The 12,267-nt window shown below is 73.8% G+C and carries 9 protein-coding genes and 1 pseudogene; 9 read left to right on the forward strand and 1 reads right to left on the reverse strand.

Going from position 1 to position 12,267, the window contains the following annotated elements; translation table 11 throughout:
• The 8 genes from IE321_RS38325 to IE321_RS38360 form a co-directional block, all read left to right on the forward strand.
• The coding region (locus tag IE321_RS38325; protein ID WP_229916762.1) for a PucR family transcriptional regulator at positions 1–356 on the forward strand (356 nt) is incomplete at its 5' end.
• Between the two features lie 183 nt (positions 357–539).
• Positions 540–1,169 (forward strand): TetR/AcrR family transcriptional regulator, encoded by a 630-nt coding sequence (locus IE321_RS38330; RefSeq protein ID WP_190226317.1) that lies wholly within the window; start codon positions 540–542, stop codon positions 1,167–1,169.
• A 118-nt stretch (positions 1,170–1,287) separates the two neighbouring features.
• The gene (locus IE321_RS38335) at positions 1,288–2,571 is read left to right on the forward strand and encodes an NAD(P)/FAD-dependent oxidoreductase (RefSeq protein WP_190226318.1); all 1,284 of its coding nucleotides are present in this window, start codon (positions 1,288–1,290) and stop codon (positions 2,569–2,571) included.
• Positions 2,572–2,654: 83 nt separating this feature from the next.
• The gene (locus tag IE321_RS42950) at positions 2,655–5,921 is read left to right on the forward strand and encodes an AfsR/SARP family transcriptional regulator (RefSeq protein ID WP_190226319.1); all 3,267 of its coding nucleotides are present in this window, start codon (positions 2,655–2,657) and stop codon (positions 5,919–5,921) included.
• 202 nt (positions 5,922–6,123) lie between these two features.
• Positions 6,124–6,213: a K(+)-transporting ATPase subunit F gene (gene kdpF, locus IE321_RS38345; RefSeq protein ID WP_033204243.1), complete on the forward strand. Its 90-nt coding sequence runs from the start codon at positions 6,124–6,126 to the stop codon at positions 6,211–6,213.
• Between the two features lie 8 nt (positions 6,214–6,221).
• A complete protein-coding gene (gene kdpA / locus IE321_RS38350; RefSeq protein WP_190226320.1) occupies positions 6,222–7,886 on the forward strand; it encodes a potassium-transporting ATPase subunit KdpA in 1,665 nt (554 codons plus the stop codon).
• Complete coding sequence (gene kdpB, locus IE321_RS38355) at positions 7,883–9,988, forward strand: potassium-transporting ATPase subunit KdpB (RefSeq protein WP_190226321.1); 2,106 nt, start codon at positions 7,883–7,885, stop codon at positions 9,986–9,988. The genes kdpA and kdpB overlap by 4 nt, the downstream gene beginning before the upstream one ends.
• Before the next feature lie 8 nt (positions 9,989–9,996).
• Entirely contained in the window at positions 9,997–10,668 is a 672-nt protein-coding gene (locus IE321_RS38360; protein WP_190226322.1) for a potassium-transporting ATPase subunit C, read from the forward strand.
• 27 nt (positions 10,669–10,695) lie between these two features.
• Here IE321_RS38360 and IE321_RS38365 read toward each other — a convergent pair whose 3' ends face one another.
• On the reverse strand, positions 10,696–11,511 hold the full coding sequence (locus IE321_RS38365) for a bestrophin-like domain (protein ID WP_190226323.1): 816 nt from the start codon (positions 11,509–11,511) through the stop codon (positions 10,696–10,698).
• Positions 11,512–12,041: 530 nt separating this feature from the next.
• Here IE321_RS38365 and IE321_RS38370 point away from each other — a divergent pair.
• A pseudogene (locus IE321_RS38370) lies at positions 12,042–12,267 on the forward strand (fasciclin domain-containing protein); the annotation flags it as partial.

Below are 12,267 nucleotides of genomic sequence, written 5' to 3' on the forward strand. Positions count from 1 at the left end.
ACGCCCTGGCCGCGGCGCGGGCCGCCCGACCCGCGGCGCCCCGGGTCGCCGGCCTCGGGGACCTCGACGGGCTGGAGCCGCTGCTCGCGGGCGTCCCCGCCGACGTGCGGGACGCCTACCGCGCGACGGTCCTCGGGCCGCTGCTCGGCGCGGGGCGGGGGTCGGGCGCGATGCTCCTGGAGACGCTGAGGACGTTCCTGGCGCACGACTGCTCGTGGGCGCGGACCGCCGCGGCCCTGCACCTGCACGTCAACACGGTCCACTACCGCGTGCGCCGGATCGAGGCGCTGACCGGCCGGGACCTGTCCCGGCTCGACCACAAGGCCGACCTGCGCGCGGCGCTGCTCTGCGGCTGACGGGCGCCCCGCCCACCGCGCGACCGGTGACGGCCGCCGGCTCGACGTACCCTCCCTGGCGGACGCCGCCGTGCGTCGGGGCGGGCCGCCCGGGCGGTCACGCCGGGGCTCCGGATCCACCCCGGCGGGCCCTTCGCGCGGATCGCCCCGGCGTGACCGATACGACTGATACGATCTCGAATCGTGTTCGAAAAGAAGTCGACGACCCAGGCACCGGCCCGCCCGGCCGTGGTGCAGCGCCGCGGTGTGGAGCGGCGGAAGGCCATCCTCGACGCCGCCGAGGCGCTGCTGGCCGAGCAGGGGTACGAGGCGGCCACGCTCAAGGCGGTCGGCGAACGGGCCGGCATCCCGGTGGCGTCCATGTACCACTACTTCTCCGACCGCCACGAGGTCGACGCCGAGCTGCTCCAGCGCCACATGACGGCGCTCGCCGCCGCCCTCGCCGCCTCCCTGGAGCGTCCGGGGGCGGACACGCTGGCCGAGGCCGTCGACTCCGTGATCGACCCCTTCCTCGCCTACTTCCGCGCCCACCCCAGCTGCGCCGAACTGTGGTTCAACGGCCGCGCCAAGGCGCTCGACGAGTCGGTCCGCGCCTTCGACGAGGAGCAGGCCGACCGACTGTGGCGGGTCCTGACCGAGCGGGGGCGGATCCGTCCCGACACCCCCGCCCTGGTCCTGCGGATCGCCTTCGAGACCGGCGGCGGGCTCTTCGACATCGCCTTCCGGCGTTCCCCGGACGGCGACGACGAGACGATGGCCGAGGCCCGCCGGCTGGTCACCGCCTACCTGGCGACCTACGCCCCGGGAGCGTAGGAGCGGCCGGGGCGGAACCTCCGCCGCCCCTTCCGTGCCGTCCCCGAACCCTTGACAGCAAGGTCATGCCCCTGACAGGAGTGGACACCACTTCACCCACCCAGGGGGCGATCCGCGCATGACCGAGCCCGACACCACACCGCCCGGACGGCAGCCGGACGGCGCGTACGACGTCGTCGTCGTGGGCGCCGGCCCCGCCGGCTGCGCGGCGGCGATCCTGCTCGCGCGCCGGGGGGCGCGCGTCGCCCTGCTGGAGCGCCGCTCCGACCCCGCGGCGTACAAGGTGCTCTGCACCCACGCCCTCACCGCCTGCGCCTACCCGGTCCTCGACGAGCTGGGCCTCGTACCGGACCTGGAGAAGGCCGGCGCGGTCCGCAACGAAGCCCGGTGGTACACCCGTTGGGGATGGATCGAGCCGAAGGCCGAGCCGGGCGGCCCCGAACTCCCGTACGCCTACAACGTCCGCCGCTCCACCCTCGACCCGCTCATCCGGTCCCACGCCGCCCGGACCCCCGGCGTCGACCTCCTCCTCGGCCACCGGACGACCGGACTGCTCCAGGAGGGCGGGCGGACCGCCGGCGTCCGCGTCGCCACCCCCGACGGCGAACGGGAGCTGCGCGCCCGGCTGGTGGTCGGCGCCGACGGCAAGGACTCCGCCGTCGCCGGACTCGCCGGCATCCCCACCCGGCGGTACGCCAACGGCCGCTTCGGCTACCTCGCCCACTACCGCGGCCTGCCGCTGCCCGGCGGCCTCGGCCAGGCGTGGTTCCTCGAACCCGACATGGCGTACTCGTTCCCCAACGACGACGAAGTCACGGTCCTCGCCGTCCTCCCCGACAAGAAGCACCTCCCCGCCTTCCGGGACGACCTGGAGGGCAGCTTCGAGGCGTTCGTCCGCGCCCTGCCCGAGGCGCCCCCCATCGACTCCGCCGAACGCGTCTCGAAGATCATCGGCACCGTCGACCACCCCCTGATCACCCGGGACCCCACCGCCCCCGGCATCGCCCTGATCGGCGACGCCGCCCTCACCGGCGACCCGCTGTGGGGCGTCGGCTGCGGCTGGGCGCTCCAGACCGCGCACTGGCTGGCCGAGGAGGTGGCCGCCGCCGCGGCCGGCGGCGGCGACCTCGACCGCTCCCTGGCGGCCTACGCCCGCGTCCACCGCCGCCGGATCCGCCCCCACCAGCGGCTCGCCGTCGACTTCGCCCGCTCCCGTCCCTTCAACCCGATGGAGCGACTGATGTTCGCCGCCGCCGCCCGGGACGCGCGGGCCGCCCGCCACATGTACCTCTTCGCCTCCCGGCTGATCGGCCCGTTCGGCTTCCTCAACCCGCGCTCCGTGGCCAGGGCGGCGGCCGTCAACCTCCGGCACCGGGCCCGCCGGTCCCAGCCCGTGGCGTGATTCCCCGGGGTTCCGGCCCCGCCGTTACGATCTGCTCGCGCGCGGCCCGCACCCGGCCCGCGCGATCCGATCGGGGGAGGGACATGCGGTTCGCCGTGCTCGGCCCGCTGGCGGTCACGGACGAGCGGGGGGCCGAACTCACTCCGGGCTCGCCCAAACTGCGGACCCTGCTGGCCGCGCTGCTGCTCGCCCCCAACCGGGTCGTCCCGCTCGACCGCCTGGAGGACGCCGTCTGGGACGGCCGGCCCCCCGCCAGCGCCCGGGCCTCCCTGCACAACCACGTGGCGCGCCTGCGCCGCGCGCTCGGCGACCCGACCCGGGTCCGCAGCCGGGACGGCGGACTCGTCCTCCGCGTCGAACCGGGCGAACTCGACGCCGACCGGCTCGTCCACGCCCTCGACGAGGCGCGGGCGGCCCGCTCCCTCGGCGACTGGGACCGGATCGCGCACGTCACCGAGGAGGTGCCGGCGCTCTGGCGGGACACCCCCCTCGCGGAGTTCCCCGCCCTCGCCACCCGCGCCGCCTCCGACACCGCGCGGTGGCAGGAGGCCCGCCTCCAGGCCCTCGAACTACGTCTCGACGCCGCCGCGCAGGCCGGCCTGCTCCATGAACATCTTCCCGAACTCCGGCTCCTCACACGCGAGTTCCCGCTCCGCGAGCCCTTCCACGTGCACCTCGTCCTGGCCCTGCACCACGCCGGCCGCCGGGCCGAGGCACTGGAGGCGTACCACGCCCTGCGGCACGCCCTCGCCGAGACCCTGGGCATCGAGCCCGGCCCGGCCGGCCGCGCCGCCTTCCAACGGGCCCTGGAGGACGAGCCGTCCGCCACCGCGCCCGCCCGCCCCCGCACCCCCGCCCCGCCCGCCGTCCCCATGGCCCTGCCGCGCGACCCGGTCTCCTTCACCGGCCGCGCGCCCCAACTCGACGCCATCCTCGCGGAGCTGATCCCCCCGGAGGAGGACGGGACGGACACCGTCCCCGCCACCCCCGACGTGCGCGTGTACGCCGTCGACGGCATGCCCGGCATCGGGAAGACCGCCTTCGCCCTCCGCCTCGCCCACCGGGTGCGCGCCGCCTACCCCGACGGCCAGATCTTCCTCCCCCTCCACGCGCACACCGCCGGCACCCCGCCCCTGGCCCCCGAGGACGCCCTCGCCGAACTGCTCCTCGCGGCCGGCGAGAACCCCCGGCGGATACCCGAGGGGCTCGCCGCCCGCGCCGGAGCGTGGCGCAGCCGGATCGCCGGCCGCCGCATGCTGATCGTCCTCGACGACGCGGCCGGCACCGAGCAGATCGAGCCCCTGCTGCCCGGCACCCCCGGCTCCCTCGTCCTGGTGACCAGCCGGCGCCGTCTGGAGGCCCTCGCCGACGCCCGGCCCCTCACCCTCGACACCCTGCCGGAGGACGAGGCCGTCGGGCTGCTCATCGCCCGCTCGGGCCGCGCCGACATCACCCGCGACGACCCGTCCGTCGCCCGGCTGGCCCGCATGTGCGGGCACCTGCCGCTCGCCCTCCACCTCGTCGCCGCCCGGCTGCGCCACCGCCGCCACTGGACCCCCGCCGACCTCGCCGACGACCTCGGCTCCGCCGCCGGCCGGACCGCCGCCCTCGCCGCCGAGCACGTGTCCGTGGCCGCCGCCTTCGAGCTGTCGTACCGCGCCCTCACCGCCGACTGCCGGACGCTGCTGCGCCGCGTCGGACTGCTCCCCGGCACCGACCTCGACCTGTACGCCGCCGCGGCCCTGTACGGCTCCGACCTCACCACCGTCCGGGGACTCGTGGACGAGCTGTACGACCGCCACCTCATCGACGAGCCCGCGCCCGGGCGCTTCACCACCCATGACCTGGTGCGCTCCTACGCCCGGACCCTGGGCCGCGAGGACGACCCGGCCGTCCGCGAGGACGCCGTCGACCGCCTGCTGGCGCACTGCCTGCACACCGCCACCGACGCGAGCCTCCGGCTCGCCCGCCACCGGACGGACCCGCCGGCCCTCGCCACCGCCCGCCCCGCCCGGCTGCCCGCCTTCGCCGACGCGTACGAGGCCACCGCCTGGTTCACCACCGAGCACGCCAATCTGCGCGCCGCCTTCACCCACGCCGCCCGGCACGGCCGGCACGAGGTGACCACCGGACTCTCCGCCGCCCTCCACGACTTCCTGCGCTCCAGCGGACACTGGGACGAGGCCCGGACCGTGCACGGCACCGCCCTCGCCGCCGCCCGCGCCGCCGGCGACCTGCCGGGCGAGGCCACCGCCCTGCACCACCTCGCCGTCGTCGACTCCCTGGGCGGCCGGTACGCCGACGCCGAGGAGGGACTGCGCCGCGCCCTCGCCCTCTTCCGCCGGCTCGGCGACCCCGCACGGGAGGGCATGGTCCTGTCCGGCCTCGGCCGCGTCCTGCGGCTCACCGGACGGTACGAGGACGCCGTGACCGCCCTCGACGAGGCGCTCCCGCTCCTCACCGACGCCCGCGACGACCTCGGCGAGGCCAACGCCCGGGTGGAGTCCGGCCACGTCCTCCAGCTCACCGGCCGCTACCCCGAGGCCGCGTCGGCCGTCGAGGCGGCCCTCGCCCTCTACCGCCGCTCCGGCGACACCCTCGGCCTCGCCAACGCCTGCGCCGCCCTCGCCGACATCTGCCGCTCCCTCGGCCGCTACGCCCACGCCCTGGACCACCACCGCGAGGCCCTGGACCTCTACCGGGGCCTCGGCAACCGCATGGGCGAGGCGAACGTCCTGGCCGACCTCGGCGACGTCCTGCGACTCACCGGGGCCTGCGAGGAGGCCGCAGACGCCCTGACCGAGGCGGCGCGACGCCACCACGACCTCGGCAGCCGCCTCGGCGAGGCCCAGTCGCTCACCTATCTGAGCCGCGTCCTGCTGCGCCGCGGCGCCCCCGCCGAGGCCGCGGAGCACCTCGACCGCGCCCGCGCCATCTGCGCGTCGGTGAACAGCGCGATGGGCCTCGCCTACGTCCGCGTCCACACCGCGGAGGCCGCCCACGTGGGCGGTGACCACGTCCGGGCGGCCGAGGAGGCCGAGGCGTGCGCCGCGCTCTTCCGCGAGCTCGGCGACCCCGGCGGCGAGACCACCGCCACCCACCTCCACGCCCTGGCCCTGCACGCGGCGGGCGCCCCCGCCGAAGCCCTCGCCCGCCACGAGGCGGCCCTGGCCCTGGCCACCCGGATCCGGGCCCCGTACGAGCGGCTGCTCGCCCACACCGGCATCGCCGACTGCCTCACCGCCCTCGGCACCCCCGCCGAGGCCACCCCCCACCTCCGGCAGGCCCTCGACCTCGCGACCCGCCTGGGCGTCCCCGAGGCCGGCCCCCTGCGCGAGCGCCTCGCGTAGGGGAGGCGTCAAGAGCGGCGTCCCGGGCGTCAGGGCGGCGTCAACGACGGCGGCGGACGAGGAAAAAGGGCGTTTCCTCATCTCGTCAGAGAATCCGCTCTTCCTTCTTCCGGGAGTTCACGATGGCCGACGTGGCCTTCGTCGTCACCACGATCGCGGTCTTCGCGCTGGTGGCGTTCATCGCCAAGGGGGTGGCGAAGCTGTGAGTGCCGAGAACATCGTCGGTCTGCTCGTCGCCGCCGCCCTGCTGGGATACCTCGTCCTCGCGCTGGTCAAGCCGGAGAGGTTCTGAGCCCCGAGATGAGTCCTGTCCTGGCTGGAGTCCTCCAGCTCCTGGCGCTCGTCGCCGCGCTCGGCCTGTCGTACCGGCCGCTGGGCGACCACATGGCGCGCGTCTACTCCTCGGAGAAGCACCTCCGGCCCGAGAAGTGGATCTACAAGGCGATCGGCGCGAACCCGTCGGTCGAGATGCGCTGGCCCGCCTACCTGCGCGGGGTCCTCGCCTTCTCCGCCGTGAGCGTGCTCTTCCTGTACCTGCTCCAGCGGGTGCAGGGTTCGCTGCCCGGCTCGCTCGGCTTCGTGTCGATCGACCCGGACCAGGCGTTCAACACGGCCGCGTCGTTCGTGGCGAACACCAACTGGCAGTCGTACTACGGCGAGCAGGCCATGGGCCACGTCGTGCAGACCGGCGGCCTGGCGGTGCAGAACTTCGTGTCGGCGGCGGTCGGCATGGCGGTCGCGGTCGCGCTGGTGCGTGGTTTCGCCCGCTCGCGTACCGGTGAGCTGGGCAACTTCTGGGCCGACCTGGTCCGGGGCACGATCCGGATCCTGCTGCCGATCTCGGTGATCGGCGCGCTGGTCCTGGTGGCCTGCGGCGCGATCCAGAACTTCTCCGGCATCCACGAGGTCGGCCAGTTCGGCGGCGGGACGCAGCAGTGGAACGGCGGCGCGGTGGCCTCGCAGGAGGTCATCAAGGAGCTGGGCACCAACGGCGGCGGCTACTTCAACGCCAACTCCGCCCACCCCTTCGAGAATCCCACCGGGCTCTCCAACCTCTTCGAGATCTACCTGATCCTCGTCATCCCGTTCGCGCTGACGCGCACCTTCGGCCGGATGGTCGGCTCGATCAAGCAGGGGTACGCGATCCTCGGCACGATGGCCGCGATCTGGCTCGGGTTCACCGCGCTGATGATGTGGACGGAGTTCGCGCACCACGGCCCGGCGTTCGACATCGCCGGCGGGGCGATGGAGGGCAAGGAGACCCGGTTCGGGATCGCCGGCTCGTCGCTGTTCTCGGTGGCGACGACGCTGACGTCGACGGGCGCGGTGAACTCCTTCCACTCCTCCTACACCGGCTTCGGCGGCGGCCTCACGATGCTGGGCATGCAGCTCGGCGAGATCGCGCCCGGCGGCGTCGGATCCGGCCTCTACGGCATGCTGATCATGGCGGTCATCGCCGTCTTCATCGCCGGTCTGATGGTCGGCCGCACGCCCGAGTACCTGGGCAAGAAGATCGGCACCCGCGAGATCAAGTTCGCGGCCTGCTACATCCTGGTCACCCCGGCCCTCGTGCTCTGCTTCACCGCCGCCTCGTTCGTGCTGGACACCCCGGCCAACTCGATGACGAACAGTGGCGCGCACGGCTTCTCCGAGATCCTGTACGCCTTCACCTCGGGCGCCAACAACAACGGCTCCGCCTTCGCGGGCCTGAACGCGGACACCCAGTGGTTCAACTCGACCATCGGCATCGCGATGCTGCTGGGTCGCTTCCTGCCGATGGTGTTCGTCCTCGCGCTGGCGGGCTCGCTCGCCGAGCAGAAGCCCGTACCGGAGACGGCGGGCACCCTGCGGACCGAGAAGCCGCTGTTCACGGGCCTGTTGGTCGGCACGATCATGATCATCGCCGGTCTCACCTACTTCCCGGCCCTCGCCCTTGGCCCGCTCGCCGAAGGACTCGCAGCATGAGCACCATCACTCCCACCCGGCCCCCGAAGACCGGGGAGCCCACCGGACGGCCCGCCGGGACCGGACGCGTCGGCGGCGGCCTGTTCGACCCCCGGCAGCTGCTCGCCTCCTTCCCGGACGCGATCAGGAAGCTCGCCCCGCGCGTGATGGTCAAGTCGCCGGTGATGTTCGTGGTGCTGGTCGGCTCGGTCGTCACCACGGTGCTGGCGGTCAGGAACCCGGGGGACTGGTTCGGCTGGGCGATCACCGCCTGGCTGTGGCTCACCACGGTCTTCGCCAACCTCGCCGAGGCGGTGGCGGAGGGCCGGGGCAAGGCACAGGCGGACACCCTGCGCAAGGCCAAGACCGACACCGTCGCCCGCCGCGTCACGAAGACCGGCGAGGAGCGGGTCCCCGGCACCGAGCTGCACGTCGGCGACCTGGTCGTCTGCGAGGCCGGCGACGTCATCCCCGGCGACGGCGACGTCGTCGAGGGCGTCGCGTCCGTCGACGAGTCGGCCATCACCGGCGAGTCCGCCCCCGTCATCCGCGAGTCGGGCGGCGACCGGTGCGCGGTGACGGGCGGCACGAAGGTGCTGTCCGACCGGATCGTCGTCAAGATCACGACGAAGCCCGGCGAGACCTTCATCGACCGCATGATCAGCCTGGTCGAGGGCGCGGCGCGACAGAAGACGCCGAACGAGATCGCGCTGAACATCCTCCTCGCCTCGCTGACGATCGTCTTCCTGCTCGCGGTCGTCACGCTCAAGCCCTTCGCGATCTACGCGGGCGCCGACGAGCAGACCTCCCTCATCGTCCTCACCGCCCTCCTCGTCTGCCTGATCCCGACGACGATCGGCGCCCTGCTCTCGGCGATCGGCATCGCGGGCATGGACCGGCTCGTCCAGCGCAACGTCCTCGCCATGTCGGGCCGCGCGGTGGAGGCGGCGGGCGACGTCTCCACGCTGCTCCTCGACAAGACCGGCACGATCACCCTCGGCAACCGCCAGGCCGCCGAGTTCGTCCCCGTACGAGGAACGACCGCCGCCGAACTGGCCGACGCCGCCCAGCTCTCCTCCCTCGCCGACGAGACCCCCGAGGGCCGCTCGATCGTCGTCCTCGCCAAGGAGGGGTACGGCCTGCGCGAGCGCCACCAGGGCGAGCTGGACGGCGCCGAGTGGATCGAGTTCACCGCCCAGACCCGCATGTCGGGCGTCGACGTCGGCGGCCGGAAGATCCGCAAGGGCGCGGCCGGTTCGGTCGTCGCCTGGGTGAAGGAACGGGGCGGCACCGTCTCCGAGGACGCGCGGGCGCTCACGGAACGGATCTCCCAGGCCGGTGGCACCCCGCTGCTGGTGGCCCTGGAGGACGACAGGGGTGCCCGCGTCCTCGGCGTCATCCACCTCAAGGACGTGGTCAAGGAGGGCATGCGGGAGCGGTTCGACGAACTGCGCCGCATGGGCATCAGGACCGTCATGATCACGGGTGACAACCCGCTGACCGCGAGGGCCATCGCCGAGGAGGCCGGCGTCGACGACTTCCTCGCCGAGGCCACCCCCGAGGACAAGATGGCCCTCATCAAGCGCGAGCAGGCCGGCGGCAAGCTCGTCGCGATGACCGGCGACGGCACGAACGACGCCCCGGCACTCGCGCAGGCGGACGTGGGCGTGGCGATGAACACGGGCACGTCGGCCGCGAAGGAGGCCGGCAACATGGTCGACCTCGACTCCGACCCGACCAAGCTCATCGAGATCGTCGAGATCGGCAAGCAACTCCTCATCACCCGGGGCGCCTTGACGACCTTCTCGATCGCCAACGACGTGGCGAAGTACTTCGCGATCATCCCCGCGATGTTCGCCGTCGCCTACCCGAGCCTCGACAAGCTCAACATCATGGGCCTGCACTCGCCCGAGTCCGCGATCCTCTCCGCCGTCGTCTTCAACGCGCTGATCATCATCGCCCTCGTCCCGCTCGCCCTGAAGGGCGTGCGCTACCGCCCCTCCGGCGCCGACGCGATGCTCCGCCGCAACCTGGCCGTCTACGGCCTCGGCGGCCTGGTCGCCCCCTTCCTCGGCATCAAGCTCATCGACATGCTCCTCACCCTCATCCCCGGAATCGGTTGATCGCCGCCATGAACAACTCCGTAGGAAACACCGGCCGTGTCCTGTGGGCGGGCCTGCGTGCCCTGCTCGTCCTGACCGTCGTCTGCGGCGTCCTCTACCCGCTCGCCGTCACCGGCGTCGCCCAGGTCGCCTTCCCCGGCCGGGCGAACGGTTCCGAGATCGAGGACGCGAGCGGGAAGGTCGTCGGCTCCGAGCTCATCGGCCAGCGCTACGACCTCCCCCTGAAGGACGGTGAGGAGACCCCGGCCCCCGACCTGCGCTGGTTCCAGCCCCGCCCGTCCAACGGCCTCGGCACCAACAGCGTCAACACCCGGTACTCGATCGTCCTCTCCGGAGCCACCAACCGCTCCGGCGACAACGCCGACCTGATCCGGTGGGTCACGGACGCCAAGGCCGCCGTCGTCGAGGACAACTCCACGGACGGCCACCGGGTGAAGCCCTCCGACGTGCCCGCCGATGCCGTCACCTCCTCGGGGTCGGGACTGGACCCGCACATCTCCCCGGAGTACGCGCGCCTCCAGGTCCACCGCGTCGCCGAGCGCAACAAGCTCGACGTCGCGACGGTCGAGAGGCTCGTCGCCGAGCACACCGACGACCGGATCCTCGGCTTCATCGGCGAACCCCGCGTCAACGTCCTCGCCCTCAACACCGCCCTCAGGGACCTGGTGGCGAAGGGCTGACGCGAGGCTCCCCGGTTCGCGTCCGGGTCAGGTCCGGACTCCGCCCGCGTCGCAGGGCAGGGCGCCGCCGGGATGGTCGGCGGCGTAGTCCTCGGAGATGTCCTGCGCGGTCCGCGCCATGGTCTCGCTGGTGATCCTGATCTGGCCGGAGAAGGGCGTGTCGATGTCCTCGATCAGGAGCAGCGAGCCGGTGAACAGCACGGCGAGCACGCACAGCAGCGTGAGGTGGGAGGGCCCCCGGTCGCGGGGGAGGCCGAAGGCGAAGGCGCCGACGGTGGCGGCCAGGGCCACCACCATGAACCAGTAGACGGACGGAGGGATCGCCGGGCTGGCCTCGGAGATCCGGGTCTGGCGGGCCTTGGAGCGTTCGTCGTCGGCCTCGACGAGGAGCTCGAAGGTGGGGTCGTCCCGGTGGGCGAGCTCCTTGAAGTGCGTGCGGAAGCCGCTGGACCACACGGACGCGACGGGCGACTTCTCCCCGCCCTCGGCCATGAGCGGCCATTCGGCGGCCTGGATGGCGCGGGCGTAGCAGACGGCGGCGGCCTGGAGGCGCTCGCGCTGCGGTTCCGGGGCGTAGTCGGCGACCTCGTAGAGCTGGTCGACCCGACCGGCCTCGGCCTCGACGGCGGCGGAGGCGGAGCCGTACGACTCGGCGGCCAGGACGATGACGAAGGCGAGGAGGAGGACGGCGAGGGTCTCCAGGGGGCTGACCAGGTCGCTGACGGACGCCTCCTCGCCGTCGCCGCCGCCGGCGGCCGCGCGGCGCCGGCGGCGGACCTGGTTGGCGAACAGACCGACGGCGAGCGCCGCGGCGATGATGACGACGGTGAGGATCATGGTCATGCGCTGGCCATCCCGGGAGGTCGACGGGGCGGACGCCCCCGCCCCCTCGGTCCGTCCCGGCCCGTGCCGCGCGCGACAGGGGGGTCTCCGGGGCTCCTCGGCGGGCCGACGCCCTGGTCCGGACCCATGCCACCAGGGTGGGGCGGCCGGGCGGCGGGTGCCCCGCCCCCGGCACGCCGGGATCACCCGGTTGCGTCCGCAGGACCGTTTCGGCACTGCGGGAGACGAGTGACCTCGTCGGGACCCCCGCCACCCGGGCTCCGCCGCAGCAGGTCCCGCCACAGCAGGTCCCGCCACTGGAAGATCACGTACGGGCCGGCGCCGACGATCCCCATGCGGCCGACCGGAACAGACGTCCGCCCGCCTCTCCGGATGCCACCCATCCGCCCCGGGCTCCGCTCCGAATGCCGGACATGAGCACCGACGCGACGACCCCGAGCCATCCGGGAGCCCCGGGTGGCGGGCGGGGGACCGCCGGTCGCTCCCCGCAGTCCTCAGCACGTACGCGCACCACCTCAGGAGAGCACCCCATGAACACGCTGCGCTTCCGTCGTTCCGCGGTGGCCGTCGCCGCCGCGGCCACCCTGCCGTTCGCCCTCGCCGCCTGCTCCGACTCCGGGAACGCGGCGTCCGGTGAGGCGACCTCGCAGGCCGCGCCGCCCGCGGCATCGGAGTCCTCGGCCGCGATGGCCTCCGACGGCCCGTTCGGACCGGCCTGTGCCGGCGTGCCGAAGGAGGGCGCCGGCTCGTTCGAGG

Origin of the sequence: Streptomyces hydrogenans, from assembly GCF_014656075.1 — a bacterium.
In the GTDB taxonomy this organism is placed as follows: domain Bacteria; phylum Actinomycetota; class Actinomycetes; order Streptomycetales; family Streptomycetaceae; genus Streptomyces; species Streptomyces hydrogenans.